Origin of the sequence: Leptolyngbya sp. FACHB-1624 (assembly GCF_047649235.1) — a bacterium.
In the GTDB taxonomy this organism is placed as follows: domain Bacteria; phylum Cyanobacteriota; class Cyanobacteriia; order Leptolyngbyales; family Leptolyngbyaceae; genus Leptolyngbya; species Leptolyngbya boryana.
This window is the reverse complement of record NZ_CP180258.1, coordinates 32,041-57,947: the sequence shown is the minus strand read 5'-3', so window position 1 is coordinate 57,947 and position 25,907 is coordinate 32,041. Positions and strand designations below refer to the sequence as shown.

General features: G+C 48.7%; 23 protein-coding genes and 1 tRNA gene. 11 read left to right on the top strand and 13 right to left on the bottom strand.

Annotated features, from left to right (window positions below; translation table 11 throughout):
• Window positions 1-215 precede the first annotated feature (215 nt).
• Both ACMUEV_RS00240 and hisIE read left to right on the top strand, forming a co-directional pair.
• Window positions 216-1,127: an ROK family protein gene (locus ACMUEV_RS00240; RefSeq protein WP_190652617.1), complete on the top strand. Its 912-nt coding sequence runs from the start codon at window positions 216-218 to the stop codon at window positions 1,125-1,127.
• A 12-nt stretch (window positions 1,128-1,139) separates the two neighbouring features.
• Complete coding sequence (gene hisIE, locus ACMUEV_RS00235; RefSeq protein ID WP_017291358.1) at window positions 1,140-1,784, top strand: bifunctional phosphoribosyl-AMP cyclohydrolase/phosphoribosyl-ATP diphosphatase HisIE; 645 nt, start codon at window positions 1,140-1,142, stop codon at window positions 1,782-1,784.
• A gap of 94 nt (window positions 1,785-1,878) precedes the next feature.
• On the opposite strand, the gene ACMUEV_RS00230 is transcribed toward hisIE, so the two are convergent.
• Window positions 1,879-2,268, bottom strand: a complete 390-nt coding sequence (locus ACMUEV_RS00230; RefSeq protein ID WP_017291360.1) for a VOC family protein — start codon at window positions 2,266-2,268, stop codon at window positions 1,879-1,881.
• Window positions 2,269-2,430: 162 nt separating this feature from the next.
• On the opposite strand from ACMUEV_RS00230, the gene ACMUEV_RS00225 reads away from it, so the two are divergent.
• Window positions 2,431-3,696, top strand: a complete 1,266-nt coding sequence (locus ACMUEV_RS00225; RefSeq protein ID WP_017291361.1) for a sensor histidine kinase — start codon at window positions 2,431-2,433, stop codon at window positions 3,694-3,696.
• A gap of 133 nt (window positions 3,697-3,829) precedes the next feature.
• Here the strand turns inward: ACMUEV_RS00225 and rpsU are convergent, their stop codons facing one another.
• Together rpsU and ACMUEV_RS00215 are read right to left on the bottom strand one after the other, a co-directional pair.
• Complete coding sequence (gene rpsU, locus ACMUEV_RS00220) at window positions 3,830-4,018, bottom strand: 30S ribosomal protein S21 (protein WP_017291362.1); 189 nt, start codon at window positions 4,016-4,018, stop codon at window positions 3,830-3,832.
• A 146-nt stretch (window positions 4,019-4,164) separates the two neighbouring features.
• Complete coding sequence (locus ACMUEV_RS00215; RefSeq protein WP_017291363.1) at window positions 4,165-4,464, bottom strand: RNA recognition motif domain-containing protein; 300 nt, start codon at window positions 4,462-4,464, stop codon at window positions 4,165-4,167.
• 268 nt (window positions 4,465-4,732) lie between these two features.
• On the opposite strand from ACMUEV_RS00215, the gene ACMUEV_RS00210 reads away from it, so the two are divergent.
• Both ACMUEV_RS00210 and ACMUEV_RS00205 read left to right on the top strand, forming a co-directional pair.
• Window positions 4,733-5,038: an RNA recognition motif domain-containing protein gene (locus ACMUEV_RS00210; RefSeq protein ID WP_017291364.1), complete on the top strand. Its 306-nt coding sequence runs from the start codon at window positions 4,733-4,735 to the stop codon at window positions 5,036-5,038.
• Between the two features lie 124 nt (window positions 5,039-5,162).
• Window positions 5,163-5,525, top strand: coding sequence for a pentapeptide repeat-containing protein (locus ACMUEV_RS00205; protein ID WP_017291365.1), 363 nt, complete (start codon window positions 5,163-5,165; stop codon window positions 5,523-5,525).
• Window positions 5,526-5,691: 166 nt separating this feature from the next.
• Here ACMUEV_RS00205 and ACMUEV_RS00200 read toward each other — a convergent pair whose 3' ends face one another.
• From ACMUEV_RS00200 to rpsT, 5 genes are all read right to left on the bottom strand, one after another.
• Window positions 5,692-9,657 (bottom strand): DNA-directed RNA polymerase subunit beta', encoded by a 3,966-nt coding sequence (locus ACMUEV_RS00200; RefSeq protein WP_017291366.1) that lies wholly within the window; start codon window positions 9,655-9,657, stop codon window positions 5,692-5,694.
• 104 nt (window positions 9,658-9,761) lie between these two features.
• On the bottom strand, window positions 9,762-11,627 hold the full coding sequence (locus ACMUEV_RS00195; RefSeq protein WP_190652618.1) for a DNA-directed RNA polymerase subunit gamma: 1,866 nt from the start codon (window positions 11,625-11,627) through the stop codon (window positions 9,762-9,764).
• A gap of 123 nt (window positions 11,628-11,750) precedes the next feature.
• Complete coding sequence (gene rpoB / locus ACMUEV_RS00190; protein WP_017291368.1) at window positions 11,751-15,071, bottom strand: DNA-directed RNA polymerase subunit beta; 3,321 nt, start codon at window positions 15,069-15,071, stop codon at window positions 11,751-11,753.
• 422 nt (window positions 15,072-15,493) lie between these two features.
• Window positions 15,494-16,300, bottom strand: coding sequence for a TatD family hydrolase (locus ACMUEV_RS00185; RefSeq protein WP_190652619.1), 807 nt, complete (start codon window positions 16,298-16,300; stop codon window positions 15,494-15,496).
• Between the two features lie 11 nt (window positions 16,301-16,311).
• On the bottom strand, window positions 16,312-16,611 hold the full coding sequence (gene rpsT / locus ACMUEV_RS00180; protein ID WP_017291370.1) for a 30S ribosomal protein S20: 300 nt from the start codon (window positions 16,609-16,611) through the stop codon (window positions 16,312-16,314).
• A 217-nt stretch (window positions 16,612-16,828) separates the two neighbouring features.
• Between rpsT and hisD the strand changes: the two genes are divergently transcribed.
• Together hisD and ACMUEV_RS00170 are read left to right on the top strand one after the other, a co-directional pair.
• Entirely contained in the window at window positions 16,829-18,142 is a 1,314-nt protein-coding gene (gene hisD, locus ACMUEV_RS00175; protein ID WP_017291371.1) for a histidinol dehydrogenase, read from the top strand.
• A 98-nt stretch (window positions 18,143-18,240) separates the two neighbouring features.
• Window positions 18,241-18,669: a universal stress protein gene (locus ACMUEV_RS00170; RefSeq protein ID WP_017291372.1), complete on the top strand. Its 429-nt coding sequence runs from the start codon at window positions 18,241-18,243 to the stop codon at window positions 18,667-18,669.
• Window positions 18,670-18,820: 151 nt separating this feature from the next.
• On the opposite strand, the gene fabG is transcribed toward ACMUEV_RS00170, so the two are convergent.
• Window positions 18,821-19,561, bottom strand: coding sequence for a 3-oxoacyl-[acyl-carrier-protein] reductase (fabG, locus tag ACMUEV_RS00165; protein WP_190652620.1), 741 nt, complete (start codon window positions 19,559-19,561; stop codon window positions 18,821-18,823).
• Between the two features lie 224 nt (window positions 19,562-19,785).
• Between fabG and ACMUEV_RS00160 the strand changes: the two genes are divergently transcribed.
• Window positions 19,786-21,648, top strand: a complete 1,863-nt coding sequence (locus ACMUEV_RS00160; RefSeq protein WP_190652621.1) for a chromosome segregation ATPase — start codon at window positions 19,786-19,788, stop codon at window positions 21,646-21,648.
• Between the two features lie 116 nt (window positions 21,649-21,764).
• Window positions 21,765-22,580, top strand: a complete 816-nt coding sequence (locus ACMUEV_RS00155; protein ID WP_190652622.1) for an inositol monophosphatase family protein — start codon at window positions 21,765-21,767, stop codon at window positions 22,578-22,580.
• Window positions 22,581-22,681: 101 nt separating this feature from the next.
• Here ACMUEV_RS00155 and ACMUEV_RS00150 read toward each other — a convergent pair whose 3' ends face one another.
• Both ACMUEV_RS00150 and ACMUEV_RS00145 read right to left on the bottom strand, forming a co-directional pair.
• Entirely contained in the window at window positions 22,682-23,473 is a 792-nt protein-coding gene (locus ACMUEV_RS00150; RefSeq protein ID WP_415354614.1) for an IS5 family transposase, read from the bottom strand.
• 112 nt (window positions 23,474-23,585) lie between these two features.
• Window positions 23,586-24,362: an S-adenosyl-l-methionine hydroxide adenosyltransferase family protein gene (locus ACMUEV_RS00145; RefSeq protein WP_190652538.1), complete on the bottom strand. Its 777-nt coding sequence runs from the start codon at window positions 24,360-24,362 to the stop codon at window positions 23,586-23,588.
• A 123-nt stretch (window positions 24,363-24,485) separates the two neighbouring features.
• Here ACMUEV_RS00145 and ACMUEV_RS00140 point away from each other — a divergent pair, with 123 nt between their 5' ends.
• The gene (locus ACMUEV_RS00140) at window positions 24,486-24,638 is read left to right on the top strand and encodes a hypothetical protein (RefSeq protein ID WP_017291378.1); all 153 of its coding nucleotides are present in this window, start codon (window positions 24,486-24,488) and stop codon (window positions 24,636-24,638) included.
• 251 nt (window positions 24,639-24,889) lie between these two features.
• Here ACMUEV_RS00140 and ACMUEV_RS00135 read toward each other — a convergent pair whose 3' ends face one another.
• Together ACMUEV_RS00135 and moaC are read right to left on the bottom strand one after the other, a co-directional pair.
• Entirely contained in the window at window positions 24,890-25,054 is a 165-nt protein-coding gene (locus ACMUEV_RS00135) for a hypothetical protein (RefSeq protein WP_154660841.1), read from the bottom strand.
• 132 nt (window positions 25,055-25,186) lie between these two features.
• Window positions 25,187-25,693, bottom strand: a complete 507-nt coding sequence (gene moaC / locus ACMUEV_RS00130) for a cyclic pyranopterin monophosphate synthase MoaC (RefSeq protein ID WP_017291379.1) — start codon at window positions 25,691-25,693, stop codon at window positions 25,187-25,189.
• 38 nt (window positions 25,694-25,731) lie between these two features.
• Between moaC and ACMUEV_RS00125 the strand changes: the two genes are divergently transcribed.
• Window positions 25,732-25,805: transfer RNA gene (locus ACMUEV_RS00125), tRNA-Arg, on the top strand.
• Window positions 25,806-25,907: the final 102 nt, after the last annotated feature.

Genomic DNA, 25,907 nt, shown 5'->3' with positions numbered 1-25,907 from the left:
TTACACTTCTAAGCGATCAATTTCTATGAGAAGTCCATCCCGGAATCACCTTCATTTGGGGGTTGCCGAAGTCTGTGTAGGAGTGATTAAAGCGGACATGGTATGTGCGAAATCCGAAACTTTCTTTGAAAAGTCGGATGCGGCTTACCGAGGTTGAGCCAGTTTTGCAGTTTATCCGGTAGGCTCTTGATTGATCCTATTTTTCAGGCAACGTGATGAAGGCTGCAATTCAAGTTCTGGGCATCGATTTAGGTGGGACAGCAATTAAATTGGGACGGTTTACTCCAGATGGAACGTGCCTTCAAGCACTCACGGTTCCAACGCCTCAACCCGCTTTGCCTAGAGCGGTGCTGATGACGATCGTTGATGCGATCGCTGACCTTGATCCGAAGCGCGAAGCTTGTGCGATCGGAATTGGTATGCCAGGACCAACCGATGCTAAAGGTCGCATCGCCCGAATCGCAATCAATTTGCCGGATTGGATTGAGATTCCCTTAGCCGATTGGATCGAAGAAAAAACAGGACGACCGACGATTTTGTCGAATGATGCCAATTGTGCAGGTTTAGGAGAAGCGTGGCTCGGTGCTGGCAAAGCCTTTCAAAATTTCATTCTTCTGACCCTGGGAACCGGGGTCGGAGGGGCAATTATTTTGAACGGGGAACTGTTTATCGGACATACGGGCGCAGCAGGTGAATTAGGGCTGATTAGCTTAGATGCGAATGGCGCGCCCTGTAAGAGTGGAAATCGCGGCTCTCTGGAGCAGCATACGTCGATTCAAGCAATTCGACGACGGACGGGAAAAGAACCGGATGAATTGTGCAGATTAGCGCGATCGCACGATCCAGCAGCCTTAGAATTTTGGCGATTCTATGGACGCGATTTGGGGCTGGGTTTGACGAGTTTAATTTATGTCCTGACTCCAGAAGCGATCTTGATTGGTGGGGGAATCAGTGCGAGTGCAGAATTCTTCTTACCGAGCGCGATCGCAGAAATCGAACAACGAGTCATGCCAACTTCGCGAGAAGGATTACAGATCATTCCTGCTCAGTTAGGGAATTGCGCTGGAATGATTGGGGCTGCAAAATTAGCTCTCAATTCACGTTACATTGAGAACTGCCCTGAATAAACACCGATTGTTATGGCTTCCATCGAACTTGTTTCTGCTGATTCCATCCCCACTGACAAGATTAAATATGACGATCGCGGGTTGGTACCTGCAATCGTGCAGGATTATTTGGATGGTGCGGTTTTGATGATGGCGTGGATGAACCAAGAGTCTCTGCAAAAGACGCTAGCAACTGGTGAGACTTGGTTTTGGAGTCGATCGCGGCAAGAGTTTTGGCATAAAGGGGCAACGTCTGGACATACGCAGAAGGTGAAGGCGATTCGATACGATTGCGATAGTGATGCGCTGTTAATTTCAGTTGAGCAGATTGGTGATATTGCTTGTCATACAGGCGAAAGAAGCTGCTTTCATCAAGTGAATGGCAGCATTACGCCTCCGCTTGCTGATACCTTGTCGCAAGTGTTTGCTGTGGTTTGCGATCGCAGAGATAACCCTATTGAGAAGTCTTACACTCGGACATTATTTGAAGGCGGAGATAACAAGATTCTCAAGAAGATTGGGGAAGAAGCGGCAGAAGTGGTGATGGCTTGTAAGGATGATGACAAAGATGCGATCGCGGGTGAAGTGGCGGATTTGTTCTTTCATTCATTAGTCGCGATCGCGCATCATGGTGTGGATTTGAAAGATGTTTATCGCAAGCTTCAGTCTCGCCGATAGAGATGCACGGCTTGATCGAAGAAATTCACCCAAAAATCATGGATGAGCAGTTTGAATTTTTTGATCAGGCAATTCTGCATCAAATTCAGGTTCACTAGCGTTCGTAGAGTTCTAATGGCAAACCATCTGGATCTTTGAAGAAAGTAAATCGCTTACCCGTCCATTCATCGACTCGAACAGGTTCAGTTTCGATTCCTTTTGCAGAGAGGTCAGCGATCGCGAGATCCAAATCTGCCACCGAAAAAGCGAGATGTCTCAAACCACAAGCTTCGGGATAGCAGGGTCGCTCAGGCGGATTCGGAAAAGAGAACAATTCAATTTGAGTCTGAGAATCAACTTGCAAATCGAGCTTGTACGATTGGCGTGCTTCTCGAAAGACCTCACGAATGATTGAAAAGCCTAGTAAATGGACATAGAAATGCTTTGAGCGATCGTAGTCGGAGCAAATAATTGCAATGTGATGAACGGCTTGAATGTTTTGCATCGTCTGGTCAAATGAATACAAGATCAATCAAATTGATCGTAATCGGAACCTGAAACTAAAGGAGTTCAGCCAGAAGTTTCTGCTAAATTAACGAGTAGAAGGCTCTGCAACTTCTATCAAATGGAAGGGGTCGATTCACACCTCCTCGAAGTCATTAAAACTATGTTCCAAGCGACACGACGACGATTAGCACTTTGGTACACCACGGTCACCGCTGTGTTGTTGTTAGTGTTTGCAAGTGGGTTTTATTTTTATGTGCGATCGACATTAATCGAGCGCATCGATGACACTCTAAATCATGTGGCAGAAGTTGTTCAGCGATCGCTGGTGATCCAAGCGATCGGGGATCAGGTGAGCGTCAATGTTGAAGCGAGCTTTCGGGATAATTCCATTTCTTTGGAAGACGATCACATCGATTTGGAGTGGTTCGATGCGAAGGGACAACAACTGTGGTCAACCTTTGCAGAACCCCTTTCTATTCCCATGCATGTCAATCACGATGGCGAGACTGTTCATGTCTCCGACACACAACTCTTGCGGCAGGTGACTGAGAAAGTTCAGATTGGCAATCGGGTATTAGGATACTTGCGCGTGAGCCATCCTTGGTTTGAAGTCACAAAGCCAACTCGTCAATTAGTATTGGACTTGAGTGTTGGCACGGCGATCATGGTGGGAATTGTTGCTGCGATCGGGTGGTTTCTGTCGGGAATTGCCATGCAACCGATTCGCGAATCCTATCAACGGTTGAAGCAGTTTACCGCTGATGCATCGCATGAGTTGAGAAACCCGATCGCTGTCATTCAAACGAATGTACAAGTGGCACTGTCCGATCCTGACCCTCAGATTCAGCAGCAATATTTGCAAGTGATTGAACGGCTCACTCAGCGACTAGGCAAACTAGTCGATGATTTACTATTTTTAGCGAGACAGGATAGCGGGATTGTTCAACCTCAGAGAACTGCGCTCGCGCTCGATGATTTACTTGATGAGGTTTTAGAAGAACAAGGCATTACCACCGCAGACAAGGAATTGTCATTTAAGGTCGATCGCACGTCAGAATATTGGTTACAGGGTGACCGGGATCAGCTTTCTCGACTGTTTACAAATTTGATTAGTAATGCGATCAAATACACTCCCGAGCAGGGAGAAATCACAGTTGAGCTAGTCGCAACGAAAGCTGGATTACAAACCAAAGTCATTGATACGGGCATTGGAATTCCAGAAGGCGCGATCGCGAAATTGTTCGATCGGTTCTATCGAGTTGATCCAGCTCGAACAAAAGCAACGGGAGGATCAGGATTGGGACTCGCGATCGCGCTCGCCATTGTTGAAAACCATCATGGACACATTCAAGTTGACAGTCAGGTAAACCAGGGAACAACTGTTACTGTAACGCTCCCCCAATCCGATAGCCAGTCCCCAACATAGGTTTAAAACGTTTGCGCCTCAGGCTTTTGGTTCGCTCAGTAGGGTAATTGAAAAATGTTGGGTTTACCCATCCTGAACTTGAGTTCCAAGCGGCACAGGAACGAAACAGCTCGGCTTTTCATCTTTTACCAGGCTAATGCCGGAATTTTCTCTTCCGCTGTTTATGCTTCGCCAATGCTTTACGCTTGCGTTTTTCGATTGGTGTCTCAAAATAGCGATGCTTTCTCATATCTGGAAAAATTTCTGCCTTAGAAACTTCTCGCTTAAATCGACGTAATGTAGATTCGATTCCTTCATTCTCACCTGGAATAACTTGGGGCATTCATTCTCCTCCCGAACATGAAATGTGATGAAAGCTGATGAAGAAGGCTACCCATGACTGAGTAGCCTCTGACCAACTTTGACTGTAAGCATTCAAGCTGCCATTAACGCACAGCGAAATTTGCGCATCTGCTCCAGTCTTTAAGTTTAGTAACGTCTAGAACCGCCTCGATTGTCCCACCCCCCCTGAGACGACCCGCGGTCTTCACGGGGTTTCGCTTTATTCACCTTGAGATCGCGCCCCATCCACTCGGCTCCATCGAGTGCTTCAATCGCAGCGTCTTCTTCTGCATCGGTTCCCATCTCGACAAAAGCAAATCCCCGCATCCGACCCGTTTCGCGATCGGTCGGCAGTTGCACCCGCTTCACGGTTCCATACTCTGAGAAAGCCTGGGTTAAACCATCCTGTGTTGCCTGATAGGACAAATTACCAACGTAAACTGACATAAAGATTCTCCAGAATCATCAATGAAGAGAGGTATGTTCGGAGAAACGCTAGGCTGGAACGATTTACACGCCCGAAGATAAACCTTATCAGGAAGTTTAGCATAGAGAGAGCAATATGCGGGGAAATTGATTTGTGCGATCGCACCTAAGGGTCAAGATTATGCTAAACTTCTTATAGAAGAGACTATCTTCGGCAATGTGATCTCCTCTATCAAATGTTGCTCCGAATCTAACTCTCTCTACACTGTAATTCTGGGGCAACAATTGTATGTCAATTTATGTTGGTAACCTCTCTTATGAGGTTGTACAAGAAAATCTTGCTGAGATTTTCGCTGAATTTGGAACAGTCAAGCGTGTTCAGCTTCCGACCGATCGCGAAACAGGACGCTTACGCGGATTCGGATTTGTTGAAATGGCGAGCGATGCGGAAGAGGATGCCGCGATCGAAGCCTTAAATGGTGCGGAATGGATGGGACGCGATTTAACAGTGAATAAAGCAAGACCCCGTGAAGACAGAGGCTCTTCTCGTGGCGGCAGTTTCGATCGTAAAGGTGGCTCCTCTCGGCGCTATTAGAGTGTTGAATCTTCTGAATTCTTAATTCAGTCGCATCTTATAAAGTCTTGCAGGCAGGCTAACAGTCTGCCTCATTTCTTATGATGCGCTGTTGCAAGGCATGTTCTTCTCTATCCTCATCCCAATGAATATCAAAGAAATTATCAGTCGATATGCGGCAGGACAACGAGACTTTAGCAATCTGAATCTGATTGCTGTTAACTTTAGAAATCTGAATCTAGCGGGCATCAATCTGAGTGGTGCTAACTTAACGAAGGCAAATCTGACTCAAGTTAACCTCAGTCATGCCAACCTCACAGATGCGATTCTGACTGGAGCAACGTTAACAGGCACGAATTTTACTCAAGCCAACCTTACTAATGCCAATCTAAGCGATACCAATCCGAATCAGGCGAATTTCAGGCAGACCTATCTGAAAGGAACAATCCTACCCGACCTAGTGAATCGTACTTCTCCTAAAACTCCTCTCACCTCTCCACCTGTATAGGTACTATCTGTATAAGTGCTATTTTCTTAGAATTTTATTTCTTCAAGTAAGAAAGCCTCCGGTGTCTAGCCGGAGGCTTTTATATGAACTATGGATCGAGTCATTCGACGGTTTGCATGAATCGCCGGATGCGGGTCAATTCCTCAACATCCGGCTCTCCCTAGCATTACAGATCGTCATCCATATCATCTGCGATCAGATCATCATCATCATCAATAATCGGCGAATAGATCGAATCTGAATCTGCTTCATCTGAGTTGCCGAAGCTCTCAAAGCTAAAGCTAGGACGATCGTCCATTGCTTCTAAGCCATAAGAGCGCGCCGTACGATCGTCAAGAACGACATCCGAGAAATCAGTATCCTCATCTAGGAACATCGGATCATAAACTGGATCAATGTCGGCTGGGCTACCCATTTCTTCGTAAGCATTGAAGCCCGTTCCCGCAGGAATGAGACGACCGATGATCACGTTCTCTTTCAGACCGCGCAACCAGTCAGATTTTCCTTCGATCGCAGCTTCAGTCAGTACCCGCGTCGTTTCTTGGAAACTTGCCGCAGAGATGAAACTATCTGTGTTGAGCGAAGCTTTCGTGATCCCGAGCAATACAGGCTCATATTGAGCAGGTGCGCCCCCTGTGATCGACATGGCATCATTTACCTGTTCAATCTGGTAAATTTCTACCAACTCACCAGGCAGCATGGTTGTATCACCGCCGTCTTCGACTCGTGCTTTTGAGGTCATCTGACGCACGACGACTTCGATGTGTTTGTCAGAAATATCAATCCCTTGAGATTGATACACCGATTGCACTTCGTTTACCAAGAAGGTCTGAACTTCCCGCAAGCTAAACAAAGCCGCATCATGCAAACTGACTTCTTCATTTCTGGCTCGGAACATCACTTCGAGTAATTCGTGCGGGTTTGCAGGGCCATCTGTAAGCCGTTCTCCAGCCGCGACTTCTTGACTATCCCCGATGATCACGTTTTGTCCAGGTCCGATTGGGTATTCGGTGATCAGACCTTCTCGATCGACAATCTTCACTTCAACCGAATCGTCTTCTCCATAAACGACCTGAGCCGTTCCCGCGCGACGTGCCAGAATACAAGCTTCTTTTGGCTTACGAGCTTCTAGAAGTTCTTCAATTCTCGGCAAACCTTGAATGATGTCTCCCGTCTTCGTGCGCTCAAAAATCAGCAGCACGAGATTATCGCCCCGTTGTACCAAGTCACCATCATCGACGTGCAGTACTGCACCCGGAGAGACGCGATACGGACGAGCAATCCGCACAACAACTTGATCGCCTTGGACACTCAAGATCTGTCCAGATTCCTCAAGAACAGTTCCACCGATATCACTGCCAGCAATCAACAGATCGCCTGCTTTGACACTCGGGTTACTAGCGGTCAGGGTGACGGTATCGACTTCACGAACGACGAGAATCCGACGAATCGATTCAGCCCCTTGGCGAATCCCTTGAACTTCCCCTGCTTCTTTACAGAGAATTTCAGTCCGAGCAACAACCGCTCCTGCGGTAATCTGGTCGCCATCTTTGACCATGATGCGAGTCTGAGTGCTGCCTTGAGTCACGTCAGCGGCAATGTCACGCCGAATCACCAGCGATTCGAGAATCACCAACTGAAGCCGCATGACTTCAGGATCAGTCTCATCAGGAATCAATTCGATATCAGCAGCGAGTTGCGCGTCTTGATCGACTTCGAGAACGAGTTGAGTTCTGAGCAATTCCAAACCTTCAACGGATTTGACCCGCTCACCATCTTTGTAAGGCAGGCGTTGAACAGCTCTCAGACGAATTGCTCGACCCGATTCTTCCTTAGCAGATTCTTGGCTTGGAACCGCTGGATCATCTGGTACGTTAAATTCAGTCACCGGACGCAGCAGAATTGCCGGACCTTCCGGTGTTTCAACGTACTCGGCATACAGCAGTTCACTCGCGGTTAATCCAGGCATGACTTGCTGCCCTGGATTGACGAGCGTTGCTTCACGAGTGATCACCTCATCCAAGCTATCGATCATGTGCAGATCGCCGGGCTTGATCACCACTTCGCGCAGAATGTCATTTTTCTGCGTGACTTCGATAACTCCGTTGCTTTGACAGAAAATGTCTTTCACAACTTCGGTTCCGGCTTCGACATACTGACCGTCTTCGACCATCAGAAGCGAGATGTCTTTATTCACCTCATGCGCTTCTTCGGGAATCCAGAGAATGGTTCCACCTTTGATGACTTCGTAGCCTTGTTTTGCCTTGCCTTTCTTGCCAATCTCAACGCCGGAGTACTTGATGATTCCTCCAGTTTGAGTATGGTAGCGATCGTCTCTCAGTTCAGCGACGACTTGACCGTTTGTAACCTGAGTTCCTGGAGTCGCTTTCAGTAAGAAAGTCTGATTTCCAGCGGTTTCCAGCAAGTACTGATCCCGTCCTTGAGAGGTCTCAGCCCGAACTCGCGCTTGATCCAACATGACGGATGCCGTGATGATTTGGATCTCGCGACCGCCTTTGCTATTTTCGACTCCGTTCTCAGGTAGACGAACGACCCCACCATTTTCAGTGACGAGCTTCGTTTCAGCGATCGTGCTATTGGCTTCAATGCGATCGCCGTTTTTCACCACAGGTTCAGCACCCGGCGGCAAGTTATACACTTCGCCCGAGAGTACCCACATCAAACCGCCTCTTTGTGCAGTTCGAGTGGTGTTACCTTGACGGTCTTTTTTCTCTTCGGGAACGACATCTGCGAACCGAACTTCTCCAGCTAAGTCAGAGGCAACGTCCTTCGAGGCTTTCTCAGTCGTCTTGCGTCCGCGTCCGGTTAAGGGAACTTCTGCAAGAGTCTGTCCAGCTTTCACCTTCATTCCATCTTTCACTAAGAGCGTCGCCCCTTGTGAAACGGTGAAAGCTTGTTGCTGTCCGCCTGAGCCTTCCAGCGTAATTTTCAGTTCCGATCCTGCACTTTCAACAATCAGCGCATCTTCTCCATGACGAGTCCGGTAGGGACGAGTTCTCAAGCGTTTGGGAACCTTGATCGTTCCATCAAAGTTTGCCCGTTCTTGACGCGCCATTTCTCCAGTAAACACCCCACCCGTGTGGAATGTCCGCATCGTAAGCTGTGTACCGGGTTCCCCGATCGATTGAGCCGCGATAATCCCGACTGCTTCTCCAATATCGACCATGTGAGCATGGGCTAAGCTCCAGCCATAGCAATGCTGACAAACCGATCGCGCAGATTCACAGGTCAACGGCGATCGCACGACGACTTCTTGAACTTTTGCTTTCCCAATCAGTTGAGCAATGTCATCTGAAATGGCTTCATTGCGAGCAACAATGATTTCCCCGGTTTCAGGATGCAGGACATCTTGAGCGGCAACGCGACCGAGCAAACGATTTTTCAACGGAATAAGAACGCGATCGCCATCCATCATGGGACGCGCTGGAATCCCTCGGGTCGTGCCGCAGTCGAGTTCACGAATGATGACATCCTGAGAGACATCCACCAATCGACGGGTGAGGTATCCAGAGTCTGCTGTTCGAAGTGCGGTATCGACAAGACCTTTGCGCGCACCGTAAGAGGAAATAATGTACTCGGTTACCGTTAAGCCTTCTCGGAAGTTGGTCTTAATGGGCAAGTCAATAATTTCCCCTTGTGGGTTTGCCATCAAGCCCCGCATCCCGACCAACTGACGAACCTGTGAGATATTTCCCCGTGCTCCGGAGAATGCCATCATGTAGACCGAGTTGAGCGGGTTATTCGATCGAAAATGTCGAACCACCTCGTCTTTAAGTTCTTCACTGGTTCCGTTCCAAGTATCAATTACTTTTTGGAACCGTTCGACTTCCGTGATTTCTCCGCGAGTATATTTCTCTTCGGTGTCGCGAATCGTTTCAGTCGCGGCATCAAGTAGCGCTCGCTTTGTCGGAGGAATTTGTAAGTCATCGACACTGATGGAAACGCCTGCGCGCGTTGCATATCGGAAGCCAAGATCTTTGATCAAGTCTGCCATTTGTGCGGTGCGGGCAGTTCCATAGTGGGTGAATGACCACGCGATCAAGTTAGTCAATTCTTTTTTGTTGACAACCTGATTACGAAAAACTTGCTTTTCTGAGTTCTGCTCTGCCATGCTGTGCCCCATGTTTGCCGTGAGTTTTTGTGGGGGAGTGGGGAGTGGGGAGTGGGGAAGTGTTCTCAAAGCTTCCCCCAATTTCCCTAGCTCCTAGCTCCCGACTAGCTAACCAATGCGTCGAACACTGTCTTGTTGTAGATAATTCGCCCTGCTGTCGTTTTGATGTACTGCGAAATCAAATTCCCGTCTGCATCTTCACGACGACGGCAAGACTCATAGATTTTGGTCACAATGCCCTCGGTTTCTTGTTGCTCGATCAAGTCCCCATTGCCACCCTCGACTTCGCCATCAAATCGCACCCAAACGTAGGAGTGCAGATCAATTTGGTTCTGTTCGTAAGCTGTGATCGCATCGTCGAGATTCGCAAAGTAGCGTCCTTCGCCCTTTGTCGCTTCTGGATTTTCTGCGGTCAAGTAGTAGCAGCCTAAGACCATATCTTGGCTAGGCGTAATGATCGGGCGACCGGTTGCAGGCGAAAGAATGTTATTCGATGCCAGCATTAAGAGGCGCGCTTCTGCCTGAGCTTCGAGCGAGAGCGGCACGTGAACCGCCATTTGGTCACCGTCAAAGTCAGCGTTAAAGGCTGGACAGACAAGCGGGTGCAGTTGAATAGCACGACCATCGACGAGGATGGGTTCAAAGGCTTGAATCCCCAGACGGTGTAGCGTCGGGGCGCGGTTCAGGAATACAGGGTGTCCTTCGATCACCTCTTCTAGAACGTCCCAAACGGTCGGATCGTTCCGCTGAATCAGTTTCTTCGCGGCTTTGATGTTGTTGACTAAGCCTTGACGAATTAGGCGATGAATCACGAACGGTTGAAAAAGCTCGATCGCCATTTCTCGCGGCAGTCCACACTGATGAATTTTCAGCTTTGGCCCGACCACAATTACAGAACGACCGGAGTAGTCAACCCGTTTACCCAGCAAGTTCTGACGGAATCGACCTTGTTTCCCTTCGATAATGTCAGAGAGCGATTTCAACGGACGGTTGTTTGCCCCGACGACTGTTCGACCGCGACGACCGTTATCGATCAATGCGTCTACGGCTTCTTGCAACATCCGCTTTTCATTCCGCACGATAATCTCAGGTGCGAGGATTTCTTGCAGACGAGCCAGACGATTGTTGCGGTTGATCACGCGACGATACAAATCGTTCAAGTCGGAAGTCGCAAACCGTCCACCATCGAGTTGCACCATCGGGCGCAAGTCAGGCGGAATCACCGGAATGACATCTAACACCATCCACTCAGGCAGTGAGCCTGTCGCGATGAAGTTATCTAAGACGCGCAGACGTTTGATCAATTTGGCGCGTTTCTGACCTTTGGAAACTGCGATTTCTTCGCGCAGTCTTTCCGCTTCTTCGTCTAAGTTGATGTCTTGCAGCAGCTGTTTCAGTGCTTCTGCCCCGATGCCAACTTCGATTCCGCTCAGCTGAGAATCTTCGCTGTAGAGTTCATCTTCGATCTCAATCCACTGATCTTCGGTCAGCAATTGCTTGTAGGTCAGATTGTCAGCATTACCGGGATTGAGAACAACGTAAGCGTTGAAGTAAACAATTTGCTCAACGTCGCGCAGTGGCATATCGAGCAAGATCGCCATGTAGCTTGGAATCCCTTTGAGGTACCAGACGTGAGCGACAGGAGCCGCCAGTTTGATATACCCCATCCGGTGACGACGAACGCGGGACTCGGTTACTTCGACTCCGCAACGCTCACAGACAATCCCGCGATGGCGAACCCGCTTGTATTTGCCACAATGGCATTCCCAATCTTTTGCAGGTCCAAAAATCCGCTCACAAAACAAGCCGTCCATTTCAGGCTTGAGTGTACGGTAGTTGATGGTTTCTGGCTTCGTGACTTCTCCAACGACTTGCCCATTCGGTAAAGTCCGTTCTCCCCATTGGCGAATGCGTTCCGGAGATGCCAGACCGATTTTCACATAGTCAAACCGCTGTTCTATCTTTGGCATCGTGTTGTCCTTGAGTTGGTGTAGCGACAAAAATGTGTGAGGGGTACGAAGCAGAACGCTGTGAAGGCGACATCTTGCCTGGATAAGGATAGATGCTAATTTACAGCGTTCTAACTTCTAGGCTTAATCGTCGTCCTCTTCCAGCGATTCACGCGAAATCGACTCATAAGTTGGACGCGACGGCGCGCGACGGCTATTGACATCCGCCATTAAATCAACTTCCATATCTCGGCTGCTTCCATCGTCTTTGGTCTCAACCTTGTGGACTGCCACATCAAGACAGAGAGATTGCAACTCGCGCATCAAGACCTTAAAGGATTCCGGTGTTCCAGGTCGCGGAATGGCTTTACCTTTAACGATCGCATTGAGCGCTTCATTTCGCCCTTGCATGTCGTCGGATTTCACTGTCAGCAATTCTTGCAGGGTGTAAGCAGCTCCAAATGCTTCGAGCGCCCACACTTCCATTTCTCCGAATCGCTGTCCACCCTGCTGCGCTTTTCCACCCAACGGTTGCTGAGTAACGAGCGAGTACGGACCAGTCGATCGCGCGTGGATCTTGTCGTCAACCAAGTGAACCAGTTTCAGCATGTAAGCTTTACCGATTGTGATCGGTCGATCGAAGGCTTCACCCGTTCGTCCGTCATAGACCTGAATCTTACCTGGATCGTCTGGATTGTAGAGCCAGTAACCATCTGCGGTTGCTTTGATCCGCGTGTCCTGAGCTTCCTGCAATTTGCCATGCACCGATTCACGCGATTTTTCTTCGCCGTGCATTTCATCAAATGGCACGATTTTGAATCGAGCTTCCAGACACTGAGCTGCCCAGCCTAAGAGGCATTCATAGACCTGACCCACGTTCATCCGGCTCGGTACACCGAGTGGATTCAGAACGATGTCAACGGGTGTGCCATCGGGAAGATAGGGCATATCTTCGATCGGTAAAATCCGCGAAATAATCCCTTTATTTCCATGTCGCCCCGCCATTTTGTCGCCGACTTGGATCTTCCGTTTCTGAGCGACATAAACCCGAACAACCATGTTTGCACCCGGCGGCAATTCGTCTCCTTGCTCACGAGTAAACACCCGCACGTCAACGATCCGACCTTTCTCACCGTTTGGTACACGCAAAGAGTTGTCTCTTACATCGCGCGCCTTTTCACCGAAGATCGCTCTCAGGAGTTTTTCTTCAGGAGGCTGATCAGATTCCCCTTTCGGAGTCACTTTACCGACGAGGATATCGCCCGCTTCGACATAGGCTCCAATTCGGATAATGCCGTTTTCATCCAGTTGACGCAGAGAATCTTCCCCAACGTTGGGAATTTCACGCGTGATTTCTTCCGGCCCTAACTTGGTTTGACGCGCTTCAATTTCATATTTCTCAATGTGAATTGAGGTATAAACGTCGTCGTAAACGAGGCGTTCACTAATTAGAATCGCATCCTCATAGTTGTAGCCTTCCCAAGGCATGTAGGCGACTAGGATGTTTTGACCTAGCGCTAATTCGCCTCGCTCAGTCGCAGAACCGTCTGCCAAAATTTCCCCAGCTCTCACCTTATCGCCGACAAAGACGATCGGGCGTTGGTTTAAGCAGGTATCTTGGTTCGATCGCTGATACTTCTGCATCTGGTATTCAATTTCTTTACCAGTTGCAGCATCTTTCACGCGCAGCGTTGTCGCATCGACATAAGTCACTTCACCATCAGTTCGGCTGACGACGACCATCCCAGAGTCACGCGCTGCCTGTGCTTCTAATCCAGTTCCCACTAAAGGACGTTCTGGACGCAGCAGAGGAACTGCCTGACGTTGCATGTTCGATCCCATCAATGCCCGGTTCGCGTCATCGTGTTCCAGGAATGGAATCAGCGAAGTTGCAACCGAGATGATCTGTACCGGAGAAACGGCAACATAGTCCACTTCTTCAGGTGCAGCAGTCGTAAAGTCTTGGCGATATCGAACTGCGATCGATTCTCCAATGATGTTGTTGTCTTCGTCGGTGTTGATGTCACCTGCTGCCACCCGCAGATCGTCTTCTTCGTCCGCGGTCATATAGACGGCTGGCAAGTCTTTGCGAACCCGACCGTTTTCCACCTTGTAATAAGGCGTTTCGATAAATCCGTACGGATTAACGCGTGCGTGAGTTGCAAGTGAACCAATCAGACCCGCGTTCGGACCTTCAGGAGTCTCGATCGGGCAGATCCGTCCATAGTGCGATGGGTGAATATCACGCACCGCGAAACCTGCACGCTCACGAGTCAGGCCACCTGGACCGAGTGCGCTGATCCGGCGTTTGTGGGTCAGCTCGGCGAGAGGATTGGTTTGATCCATGAACTGCGATAGCTGCGACGAACCAAAGAACTCTTTGATTGCAGCGACCAACGGTTTCGGGTTGACCAAAGATGCAGGAGTTAATGAATCCGAATCAGAAACAGTCATCCGTTCCCGAATGATTCTTTCTAAACGGTTCAGCCCAACTCGCACCTGGTTTTGCAGCAATTCACCAACCGAACGAACGCGACGATTTCCCAAGTGGTCAATATCGTCGATCATGCCGATATCGAATTCCAGGTTGATCAGATAGTCGATCGCCGACAAGATATCTTGCGGAGTCAGAACTCTGGTCGCTTCCGGTACGTTCAGGCGCAATTTTTTGTTCAACTTATAGCGACCCACTTTGCCCAAGTCGTAGCGTTTGGGGTCAAAGAATCTCGACTCTAAAAGTTGTGCTCCACCTGAAACGGTCGGAGGCTCACCCGGACGCAATTTCCGGTAAAGCTCCATCAACGCTTCTTCTTCGCCGTACTGACCTTCTTTCTCGATCGTTTTCTGGAAATACTCCGGATGTCTCAGCGAATCAAAAATCTCGTTATCGGTCAGACCCAACGCTTTGAGGAGCACTTGCGCCGACAGTTTCCGAGTTTTATCGATCCGTACCCAAACCAAGTCGTTCTTATCGGTTTCAAACTTCAACCATGCGCCTCGGTTGGGAATCAGACTCGCATTGTAAGTCCGACGACCATTCTTATCGGTTTCTGATTTGTAATAGACGCCAGGGCTACGAACGATCTGATTCACGATCACACGTTCCGCACCGTTGATGATGAACGTTCCGCGATCGGTCATCAGCGGCAAGTCACCAATAAACACTTCCTGTTCTTTGATTTCCCCAGTCTCTTTGTTGATGAGGCGAGTGGGGACATACATCTGAACGGCGTAAGTGCTGTCTCGACGCTTAGCTTCATCGACATCATACTTCGGACGTTTCAGTTTGAAGTTTTTGCCGATAAAATGAAGTTCTAGCTTCCCGGTGTAATCAGTAATCGGTGAAAAGCTGTCGAGTTCTTCGATAAGCCCTTCTTCGAGAAACCAACGGAAGCTTGCCCGCTGGATTTCAACTAAATCCGGTAGTACGAAGGCGGGAGTGGTATAGGTCTGCTGCTCAGTCATGCGTCTCCTCTGCAGGGTCGCGCTGCGATCGCGAATCCCAGATTTTACGGTAATTGCAAAAATATGTCAATGCAAAAAGTTTGGGCTTCTAAAGAACCCCAAAACAACGGAATATTAGATTGTTGGACGTTGAGAAACGGGTGAGTTAGCCAGTTAAGCCTCCAAGGTTGCCAATGAAGGTGGAACGAAAAAGGTGAGCCGCGTAGCCTTGATTCGTTGGCGGTGCGAAAAGCTCATAGAATTCAACCCCGAAAAGCTGAATTCAACAAGTCAATGAAAATTAGCCTAGTAATTTTCGCACTCTTCTCATTATGGCGCAAGTTTTTCATTTTGTGCCTTGACGATTCGAGGAACTTGTGAGATGCAGGCTTAGCGGATGCGGCTGAAACTGCATACCTCCCACGTCGATTAGAGATCGCTGCTCAATTCGGAGCAAGCGATTCAGAAATCGTCAGCCCGAACAGTCGGCAAGCATTTTCTGTCGTCTGTTTTGCAAGCTGCTCGATCGAAACGTCACGGAGTGCTGCGACGTGTTGAGCCACGTACTGAACATAGGATGGTTCATTCCGCCGCTCCCCCCGTTTTGGAACCGGAGCCAAAAACGGACAGTCGGTTTCGACTAAGATGCGATCGCTCGGAACAAGTTTGGCGGATTCATGGATTTGCTTCGCGTTCTTAAACGTAACTGTACCGCTGAAGCTGACATAAAAGCCTAAATCCAGAAACCACTGAGTTTCTGCTGGAGTCCCGCCCCAGCAGTGCATCACGCCTTTGACTTGTTCTTGCTCGCGCCAAAAGTCTTGCACCACTTCTGCCATCGTTTCAGCCGCGTCTCGACAGTGAATAATCACGGGCAGATCTAACTGCTTCGCGATCGCTAACTGTGTCCGAAATGCTGCAATCTGCTCAGATCGATTTTCTGCTTTGAAAAAATCTAGCCCGGTTTCCCCGATCGCCACAACCCGCGAATCCGATTGCGCCAGGGTGAGAATTTCCTGTTCTGAATTCGCCGACCATAACTCCTCGACATCGAGCGGATGAAGACCGACCGCAAACGAGAGTTCGGGAAAACGATTTGCTAGATTCTGAATTTGCGGAAATTCCGACGGTTCCACGCAGGAATGGACTAATCGAACCACGCCTGCTTCACGCCAACGCTCAGCGATCGCATCCAAGTCAGGCTCGAATGCGTCGAAATTAATATGAACGTGAGTATCGATCAGTTGCATTCAGAGATGAATTACGAAGCGACTGCGGTCTTTTGCTTCAGCACGCGGCTCAACCGAGCTTTGCGACGTGCGCCAGTGTTGCGATGGAGAACTCCACGTTTTACAGCCTTATCGATCTTGCTGTAAGCTGCCGACATTGCCTCATCGACTGCTTTCTTAGCTTCCGAATCTGACGGATTTGCGGCAAGCTGATCGACAGCCGCAAAATACTTCTTCATCAGGGTTTTTACCGCTGATTTATAGGATTTATTACGCAGGCGATTACGCTCTGCAACTTGGACGCGCTTCTTAGCAGATTTGATGTTTGCCACGGTGAGTCTTAGAAAGCTTGTTCTAGATGGACAGAAAAATAGTCAGATAAAATACTATAACATCAGGATCGCTCGATCTGTGTATTCCTTCAGAAATCCAGGTTAAGCTAGATAAAGAAACGACAAACGCTCCCCAATTCGGGTCAAGACCGTTAGAATCGTTCAAGCCCTGCATATCTCGGACGGGTTCTTTTAGAGACTGACACTTCCTAACTCCATGCTGCGAATCATTACTCAGTGGTCTGAGGCAACATCTGAACTGCGACGCATTTGCGATCGCACTCATGACGATCAAGTTGTACACAAAGAAGCGACAGTCCGGGAGGTACTGCAAGCTGTCAAACGTCAAGGTGATCGTGCGCTTTTGGCATATACCTTAGAGTTTGACCAACAAGAATTGGCTCCTGAAGAATTAAAAGTTAGCCCCCTAGAACTTGAAGCTGCTTATAGCCAAGTCTCTGGTGAGCTGATTGATGCAATTCGCCTTGCCCGCAAACAAATCGAAGCCTTTCACCGTCAGCGTGTGCCGAAAAGCTGGGTGCATTTTGGCGACGATGATGTTGTTCTGGGGAAACGCTACACTCCGGTCGATCGCGCCGGGTTGTATGTTCCAGGCGGAAAAGCGTCGTATCCAAGTACGGTTTTGATGAATGCGGTTCCCGCGATCGTGGCGCAAGTGCCCAAGATCGTCATGGTGACTCCACCTGGAAAAGATAAAGCCATCAATCCAGCCGTTCTGGTTGCGGCTCAAGAAGCAGGAGTGACAGATATCTATCGGGTAGGTGGAGCGCAAGCCGTTGGTGCTTTGGCGTATGGGACGGAGACGATTCCGAAAGTCGATGTGATCACAGGTCCCGGCAATATCTATGTGACCTTGGCAAAAAAATTAGTTTACGGAACCGTTGGCATCGATTCTCTAGCAGGCCCGTCTGAAGTGTTGATCATTGCCGATCACACCGCAAACCCGACTCATGTGGCAGCGGATATGTTGGCGCAGGCGGAACATGATGCAATGGCAGCCTCGATTCTGATTACAACCGATGCGATTTTGGCGCGGAAGGTTGTGGATGAAGTTGAGCAGCAGTTAGTCGATCATCCGCGTCGAACCTTGACCGAAAAAGCGATCGCGCATTACGGCTTGATTATTGTTGTAGAAACCTTAGAAGCGGCAGCCGAGCTTTCTAACGAGTTCGCGCCAGAACACTTAGAACTCGAAGTCGCTGATCCTTGGGAGTTGATGCAAAATATCCGTCATGCTGGAGCGATTTTCTTAGGAGATTCGACTCCTGAGGCAGTCGGAGATTATTTGGCAGGACCTAATCACACATTGCCAACGTCTGGATCGGCTCGATATGCTTCGCCGCTGGGTGTGGAAACGTTTTTGAAACACTCAAGTGTGATTCAGTATTCGCCGATCGCGCTGCAAAAGGTTGCGAGCGCAGTCGATATCTTAGCGACGGCTGAGGGCTTACACTCTCATGCAAACTCGATCCGAGTTCGCAAAGATTCGCTGCTCAATCCTGAACCGTAGAAATACTCGATTGAAGATTAAGGGATTCCGGTAGTTTTTAGAACTCTAAAGATAGAGCGCTACAGTCAAAGTGTGGCGCTCTATGGGAGGCAGACCTGATGCTAAATACGGTATTAGTCGCGATCGATGTCGCAGAGTCTTCTGCGAGACAGGTGCTCAATACAGTTGAGGAGTTGAAACTCGAACCGCGATCGAAAGTTGTGTTGTCGCATGTTGTGCCAACGAATCAATCTGAAGTGGATATCGTCGTCGATCGACCGAGCGCTGATTTAGAAAGCTTTCCCTACGCTGAAATTGAAAAGCAGTTACAAACCTATCAACACTCGCTGGCTTGTAAGAGCGAAGTTGAAATTGTCACGGGTGATCCTGCCGAAGAAATTTTGAGGCTCGCAAAGATTCATCACGCGGATCTGATTGTGCTGGGAAGTCGAGGTTTGACTGGGATGAAGCGAATTTTGCTTGGCTCTGTTAGCAGTCAGATTGTAGAAGATGCACCGTGTTCTGTCTTAGTGGTGAAACCAAAATAGGCGGATCGCGAACTTGCCCATTTTTGGTTCAATCACTCTACGATTCGATTTTGCGATTTCAACCGATTGCGCTAACCCAGACATTTGCAATTCAGTACAACAATAAACCTCGCTCAAAGTTGCGATTCGTGAGCGAGGTTTTTGCATTCAACTAAGCCATCACCATTCCACCATCGACATTCATGACTTGTCCGGTGATATAGGCAGCCGCGGGAGACGCTGCCAAAAAGCGAATCAGTCCTGCCACTTCTTCGGGTTTGCCATAGCGATTGAGCGGGATGAATTTGAGAATTTCATCCGCTTTCAGATCATGGGTCATATCTGTCTCAATGAATCCCGGTGCAACCGCATTGACGGTAATTCCGCGACTTGCTAACTCTTTCGCAACGGTTTTTGTAAATCCAATAACACCCGCTTTTGCTGCACTGTAATTCGCTTGACCCGGGTTGCCCATTAGTCCAGCCACAGAAGTAATATTTACAATTCTGCCGCTCCGCTGCTTCAACATAGTTTTGCTCACGGCTCTCGTGCAGAGAAATACGCCCGTCAAATTCAAATCGATGACGGCTTGCCACTCTTCAGGCTTCATTCTTAGCAGCAACGTGTCGCGTGTAATGCCTGCATTATTGACCAAGACATCAATTCTGCCGTATTTCTCCATGGTGGAATTGATTAAGGCATCGACTTGATCTGCTTTCGACACGTCGGCTTGCAGCGCGATCGCACTTCCGCCGTTTCCAACAATTTCTGCTACCACTGCATCTGCTGCACCACTAGAACTCGCGTAATTCACAACGACTGTTGCGCCTTCTTCTGCCAATGCCAATGCGGTCGCCCGTCCGATTCCTCGTGATGCGCCCGTGACGATCGCGACTTTTCCTTGCAGTTCCATGAGGTCTAATCCGATGTAAATATGCGAATCTGATCATATCGAGAAGCGGGAATCGCAGATCAGTGAATCTGCCAGGACTGATCCCGGATAGCTTGAAAATTTGGTGAAAAGATGATTAACTCGCAGAAGCTAGATGGTCTTTTCCCCTCATTGAGGAGTAGGATGGCTTCTATTGCGATCTCTCAATTTGTATCGATCGCTCTCTTGCAGTTTTACACTCACCTATGACCAGAGAACGCGGCATTCCTAATCGTCGGAACCGTAAGTCATCGCCGTCTCACCGAAGCGTGGCAGCTTCTTCGCGATCGACCCAAGCGGTTCAAGAACTCCCTTCCCCGAAAGAGTCTCCGACTAAGTTGGCTGCTGTGCTCGATCGCCTCAATCAAGCGCGAACCTGGCTATTTAGTGATTGGCGGGCAATGATCGCATTGTCACTCGCAATCACAGGGGGCACAACTGCGCTCTCGCTCGCATTTTTGTTCAAGCTTCCTGCCGTTCCCAATTGTCCTTCAATTTTCTGGCCGCTCGCTTCAGCTTCTCTAAGACTCCATTGTGCTCAGCTCGCAGCAAATAAGCGGACTCCAAATGATTTATTAGAAGCGATCGAGCTTGTCAAAAATCTTCCCTCCGATCATCCGCTTTATGCAGAAGCGACTCGGTTGATTGAAGCTTGGGCACAAGAGATTTTGGACTTGAGTGAAGAGTCATTCCAAGCTGGAAAACTCGATGCTGCCATTAAAACAGCAAGAAGGGTTCCAAGAGTTGGGACTGCCCATACTCAAGTCGAAGAGCGAATTAAAAAATGGCAGAGTATTTGGTCATCTGCTGAAACGCTTTACCGCAAAGCTGAAGAAGCGCTACGGCAGCAAAATTGGCGGTTAGCAATGACAGAAGCAGGACGGTTATTGTCGATCGACAATACCTTCTGGCAAACTACAAAATACCAAGAGATTAGCGGCATCATTGCTGCAACCCGCGACGACATCAGCAAGATTACGAAAGCAAAAAGTTTGATCGAGTCCGGCGGGATACAGAATTTTCAAGAAGCAATCAAACTGCTGGCTAGCATCAACAATAAGAGCTATGTCTACCAAGGTGCGCAGGAAACCCTGGTCGATGCTGGGAAGAAGATGTTGGCGTTAGCTGATGCAGCACTCGATCGTAGAGACACAACGGCTGCATTAGACATTATTCGGCAAATTCCAGAAGCTGCAAATTTGAAGCAAGAGATCGAAGACTACGAAACATTAGCAAGTGCGATCAATCGAATCGGCAATGGTTTGCCCGAAGACTATGATGCCGCGACCGCCCAAGCGCAGAAAATTGGTGCAGATCGTCCGACTTTTGGAAAAGCGCAGCGGTTAATTGCGCGTTGGCAAGCAGAAAAAGGAGATATGGCGCAATTGAATCGAGCACAGCAGCTTGCGCAATCCAACCGACCTGAAGATTTGCAAGCGGCGATTGATGCTGCATCTCAGGTTTCTAGTTCTAATCCGAAGTCTCGGGAAGCTCGCCAGTTGATCCAGCGAATTACCAGCGAGATGCAAGATCAAGAGGATCGTCCCCTCATTCAGCAAGCAGAGCAAATTGCGAGTCGAGGCGATGCAGGATCGTTGCAACAAGCGATCGATTTGCTGGGTCGCATTTCTTCCCGGCGATCGCTCGGTGCAGAAGCAGCCGATAAACGCGGTCAGTATGCTCAGCAACTTCAAGCCATTCGCGAGCGCGAACAGGCGTTGGCTCAACCTGTGTCTAGTCCTGTCCCTGATTCAGCAACTCCGCTACAGGGTGGGGATGCTGTACTCACGTTGCAGAAAGCAAGAGCGGCGGCGAATGGTGGTACGGTTGATTCGGTCACAGAAGGAATTCAGATTGCAGATACTGTACCCATAGCTAGCCCACTCCGCCCAGAAGCTCAGACGTTGATGAATGATCTGAGTCAGCAATTGCTGCAAACGGCAATGTCACAAGCGAGTGTAGATCCGGCGGGCGCGATCGCGATCGCACAAAGAATTCCACTTGGCACAAATGCTTACGATCAGGCGCAGTCGTTGATTTCCTTATGGCAACGTAGCTTGAGAAGATAGCCCGTTCTGAGGTTGAGCGTCTGAGTTTGAGGGATGAAAAGATGAAGGAGCATTTTGCAGGATGATGGAAGAAGGCTCCCCGCTCCCTATCTCCTGCACTGCTTTAGGATTTCGATATGTCTGAATTTTGGAATACAGTTCTCTCTTTTGCTCAGCAAATTACTACAGAAGTTGGCGCGCAATTGCTTAAGGATTTTGGACAAGCTCAAGCGGTCGAAAAAGCTGATGGCAGTGTGGTGACTCAATCGGATCAGTGGGCAGATGAACGGATTCGCAGCGCGATCGCTCAAGTTTTCCCTGATCATGGGGTTTTGAGTGAAGAAGTGGAGCATATTTTTCCCGATCGAGAATGGTGCTGGATTATTGATCCAGTCGATGGCACAACGAATTTTGCACGAGGGTTGCCGCTGTGGGGAATCTCGATCGGATTGCTTTATCAGGGCACTCCGGTTTTTGGATTGGTACATTTGCCCCCATTGGGGCAGTCTTTTTATGGATATTGGCAGGGTGAATCAGGGCTAGAGATGCCGTCGGGGGCTTTTCTCAATGGCAAACCGATTCGATCGAGCCAAGAAGCTTTAACGAAGAATCACTTTTTTAATCTCTGTGCAAGAAGTACTTCGGTTTTGCAGCAGCCGTTTCCTGCGAAAATTCGGATGTTGGGAGTAGCGACTTACAATTTGCTGACCGTTGCGGCGGGGTCAACAATGGGCGGAGTTGAGGCGACTCCAAAAATTTGGGATATTGCGGCGGTTTGGGCGATCGTGCAAGCATCAGGAGCCGTTTGGTATCCGCTAGAGTTAACCCCGATTTTTCCGTTAGAGGTTGGGAAAGATTATGGAGCACGATCGTATCCCACGTTAGTCGTGAGTCGCAAAGAGTTGATCGAGGTTTTTGAGCCGTTGGTTCGGGCGATCGGTAAATTTAAATAGCGGTGATTTGAACAATCTACAAGCCTTCAACGCTTCATGGTTCTTTCAATGATTGGATGGTGAACTCAGAGGGTGTTTTAAAAGTCGGAGTCGGTCAAATTTTATGCCAATCTCCTAACCATGATCCGAATCATTGCTAAGTAAATCCAAGTCTCTGAAGTTTCTGGAAGTAACTCATAATCCCGAACTAAGCGACGACAGTGCATCAGCCAGCCCAGAGTTCGTTCCACCACCCATCGCTTTTTGAGCAGGACAAAGCCTTTGGTTTGTTCCGGGCGTAAGACCACTTGGACAATCCAACGACAGATGGTGACCACCCAGTGCATAAAGGGAAAGCCATCGAAGCCGCCATCCACCCAAATCGTGTGTAGACGAGACACGGCTTTCCCGCGTTGTCGCACCCGCTGGAGAACAGTTTTGCCGCCGGCGCGTTCTGGGGTGCTGGCAGCAGTGACAAAGACCCGTAAGATCAATCCCAGCGTATCGACCGTGATGAATCGCTTGCGCCCTTTGATCACCTTACCTGCATCAAATCCGATTGCTGCATGCACTCCTGCCGCACTTTTCACGCTTTGGCTATCGACAATTGCTTCAGATGGGCTCGGAGAGCGCCCGACTTCGATGCGGATGCAGCGATAGAGACGGTCGTGAATGCTCAACCAGGTTCCATCCTTACGCCAATTACGAAAGTAAGTGTAGACCGTTTGCCAAGCTGGAAAATCTCCAGGTAACGCTCGCCACCGCACTCCTTCGACTAAAACATAAAAAATTGCATTGAGAATGTCCCATAAGTCTACTTCTCGCGGTCGTCCCCCTGGTTTTGCATCAGGTAGCAGGTCGCTCAACAATTCATATTGGGCAGGAGTGAGGTTACTGGGATACGATTTACTCATGTAGCTCTCTCGGTGCTGTGCTTTTACGTATTTACAGCTTATGACCGGAGAGCTTTTTTACAGCCTCAATTGTCTTTTAAAACATCCTCTCAGAAGTCTTGAAGTTTTCGGACTAATTTGACTGAATAACAGTCACGATCGACGTTCCAATCCCCAATTTCAAATAGCTCTGAGCATTGCCATGATTCATCGCAATTTCAACCCAACCGTGACTTCCAATCAGTCCGATGATCTCGCCAACTTTCGCATCAGCATAGGTTGTATGACCTGCATAAATCGATTGATGAATCTGAACTGACCAAGAGCAATTGAAAAACCTTTCCCCCGGAATATTGGTGATCAAATTGCCGAAATGATCGATCGCCTGAATTACTCCTTGAATGCCGTTCTCGGTTGCGATCGCATCAGGAATTGGCAATTTGATGATCGAATTCAAATCAATTTCATCCCCTAACTCTTTCAAGGGAACGCCACTTGCAAGGTGTGCTCCAACCGGGGCAAAGATATCGCGCCCGTGGAATGTTGCGCTGGGAGTTTGCGATCGCCAATATTTTCGATTCGTTAACTCGACCGCTGCCACTGCATGTTCTAAGATGCCGCTCACCAAACCATTATCTGGCGCAACCACAAATCCAGCTTTCAGCTGCACTGCGATCGCTCTGCGCGAACTGCCCACGCTTGGATCAACCACGACAACATGAACTGTCCCGTCCGGAAAATACGGATAGGCAGTCATAAGTTGAAAACGGGCAGAAGTAATATCTTGCGGAGGAATTTGATGCGTAAGGTCAATAGTTTGCAGCCTTGGATTAATTTGAGCGATCGTACCTTTCATCACTCCGACATAAGCATCACTTAATCCAAAGTCTGTCATCAGGGTAACAATCATCTGTTTTGTCAAAAAACTACATCTCAAGTATGAATTTTTAGTAGCATAAGCTACCGTTTTAATTTGCCAATGCTAATATCAAATCATGGTGATAAGAAAAACTAACCTCTAGGAACCCTACATATGAATAGAAATCGTCTTCACGCAGCCGAAGTTACCCGCGTTCACCGCGAAAACTTACAACGAAATCTACAACGCCGCATGGAAGCCGCAAGAGCACGTGGCGATCAAGCTCTGCTGCGGATGTTGGAAGCAGAAGCAAGTTATCTGAGATAAAGTGTCTCCCTCATCTCTCATTGTAGGATCTCAAATATGCGCGGCTTAGCCGCGCTTTTTTAATGGTGAATTTTGGATTGAGGAAGGACGGCTTCAGCAATCGTCCTGTCCCTATCAATTCTGCAATTCAAAATCCACCTTAATATAAGAGAACTCAATTCAACTGATCGTGAGATCCGGGCTTGGGTTTCGCTGAACTCGCAGAAATTTTAGAATTGCACGTTGAGCAGAGCCGCAACCTGGCTGATGATTCATCTCGGACGACGCGTGCCGAAGTCGAGCGTAAACCATACAGAGTCAAGCAGTGAGATGTATTCATCTGCCGATAAATGTCCGGAGTGGCAACACGCCTCTAAAGCTTGTGCGATCGCATTAAAGAGCGATTCAGTCAGTTCTAATTCGTTCGGTTCATTCATTGCGGGAATACCACCTTGGATTTGCCAATGGAAAAATGAGGGGGCGATGTCAAGGGAGCATTTCCTGAGTATAAGCAATTTCACGGGGAACGCCTTCAAATAGTTCCCGCTTTACAAAAAATTTAAGAGGAATTACGGGTTTGGTGATTGCTGATAATCTCCCGATTTTCCTCCCGTTTTGCTCAGCAAGCAAATTTGTTCGATCGTAATGGATTTCTCGAGCGCTTTCGCCATGTCATAGAGCGTCAAAGCCGCAATAGAGGCTGCTGTCAAAGCCTCCATTTCAACGCCCGTCTCTGCTTTGATTTTCACAGTGGCTTGAATCTCAAATCCGGGAAGTTCGGGCACGGCAATAATATTGACTTCGACTTTTTGAATCGGGAGTGGGTGACACAGTGGAATTAAATTGGATGTTTGCTTCGCTGCCATGATTCCGGCGATTCGGGCTGTGCTTAGAACATCCCCTTTCGGACTATTACCCGACTCGATCGCCAGTAAAGTTTCGGGCTTCATCCGCACCCGCGCGATCGCTGTTGCTTGTCTTATCGTTGCAGATTTAGCTGATACATCAACCATCTGCGCTTGTCCTTGAGCATCAAGATGAGAAAGTGTTGAGGAATTTTCAGAATTTTTTGTCATTTGGAGCAGATTGTTGTATATTGAATAAGTGCTGACAAGGGCTTGTAGCTCAGTGGACTAGAGCACGTGGCTACGGACCACGGTGTCGGGGGTTCGAATCCCTCCTAGCCCGTTTAATATTTTAGGGGTGTTGATGAGACACCCCTTTAATGTTTTAAAGGCAATTTTCCTGTTCCACACTATTCTATTTTCTGACTTGTACTTTTTATCCAAA

What these genes read in the sequence shown, in the direction of transcription:
- hisD (WP_017291371.1), top strand. Translation starts at nt 16,829, where the DNA reads ATGCTGCGAATCATTACTCAGTGGTCTGAGGCAACATCTGAACTGCGA.
- ACMUEV_RS00170 (WP_017291372.1), top strand. Translation starts at nt 18,241, where the DNA reads ATGCTAAATACGGTATTAGTCGCGATCGATGTCGCAGAGTCTTCTGCG.
- ACMUEV_RS00195 (WP_190652618.1), bottom strand. Translation starts at nt 11,627, where the DNA reads ATGCCAAAGATAGAACAGCGGTTTGACTATGTGAAAATCGGTCTGGCA.
- ACMUEV_RS00205 (WP_017291365.1), top strand. Translation starts at nt 5,163, where the DNA reads ATGAATATCAAAGAAATTATCAGTCGATATGCGGCAGGACAACGAGAC.
- ACMUEV_RS00215 (WP_017291363.1), bottom strand. Translation starts at nt 4,464, where the DNA reads ATGTCAGTTTACGTTGGTAATTTGTCCTATCAGGCAACACAGGATGGT.
- hisIE (WP_017291358.1), top strand. Translation starts at nt 1,140, where the DNA reads ATGGCTTCCATCGAACTTGTTTCTGCTGATTCCATCCCCACTGACAAG.
- ACMUEV_RS00145 (WP_190652538.1), bottom strand. Translation starts at nt 24,362, where the DNA reads ATGATTGTTACCCTGATGACAGACTTTGGATTAAGTGATGCTTATGTC.
- ACMUEV_RS00160 (WP_190652621.1), top strand. Translation starts at nt 19,786, where the DNA reads ATGACCAGAGAACGCGGCATTCCTAATCGTCGGAACCGTAAGTCATCG.
- rpsU (WP_017291362.1), bottom strand. Translation starts at nt 4,018, where the DNA reads ATGCCCCAAGTTATTCCAGGTGAGAATGAAGGAATCGAATCTACATTA.
- rpoB (WP_017291368.1), bottom strand. Translation starts at nt 15,071, where the DNA reads ATGACTGAGCAGCAGACCTATACCACTCCCGCCTTCGTACTACCGGAT.
- fabG (WP_190652620.1), bottom strand. Translation starts at nt 19,561, where the DNA reads ATGGAACTGCAAGGAAAAGTCGCGATCGTCACGGGCGCATCACGAGGA.
- ACMUEV_RS00155 (WP_190652622.1), top strand. Translation starts at nt 21,765, where the DNA reads ATGTCTGAATTTTGGAATACAGTTCTCTCTTTTGCTCAGCAAATTACT.
- ACMUEV_RS00200 (WP_017291366.1), bottom strand. Translation starts at nt 9,657, where the DNA reads ATGGCAGAGCAGAACTCAGAAAAGCAAGTTTTTCGTAATCAGGTTGTC.
- moaC (WP_017291379.1), bottom strand. Translation starts at nt 25,693, where the DNA reads ATGACAAAAAATTCTGAAAATTCCTCAACACTTTCTCATCTTGATGCT.
- ACMUEV_RS00210 (WP_017291364.1), top strand. Translation starts at nt 4,733, where the DNA reads ATGTCAATTTATGTTGGTAACCTCTCTTATGAGGTTGTACAAGAAAAT.
- ACMUEV_RS00240 (WP_190652617.1), top strand. Translation starts at nt 216, where the DNA reads ATGAAGGCTGCAATTCAAGTTCTGGGCATCGATTTAGGTGGGACAGCA.
- ACMUEV_RS00230 (WP_017291360.1), bottom strand. Translation starts at nt 2,268, where the DNA reads ATGCAAAACATTCAAGCCGTTCATCACATTGCAATTATTTGCTCCGAC.
- ACMUEV_RS00140 (WP_017291378.1), top strand. Translation starts at nt 24,486, where the DNA reads ATGAATAGAAATCGTCTTCACGCAGCCGAAGTTACCCGCGTTCACCGC.
- ACMUEV_RS00225 (WP_017291361.1), top strand. Translation starts at nt 2,431, where the DNA reads ATGTTCCAAGCGACACGACGACGATTAGCACTTTGGTACACCACGGTC.
- ACMUEV_RS00135 (WP_154660841.1), bottom strand. Translation starts at nt 25,054, where the DNA reads ATGAATGAACCGAACGAATTAGAACTGACTGAATCGCTCTTTAATGCG.
- ACMUEV_RS00150 (WP_415354614.1), bottom strand. Translation starts at nt 23,473, where the DNA reads ATGAGTAAATCGTATCCCAGTAACCTCACTCCTGCCCAATATGAATTG.
- ACMUEV_RS00185 (WP_190652619.1), bottom strand. Translation starts at nt 16,300, where the DNA reads ATGCAACTGATCGATACTCACGTTCATATTAATTTCGACGCATTCGAG.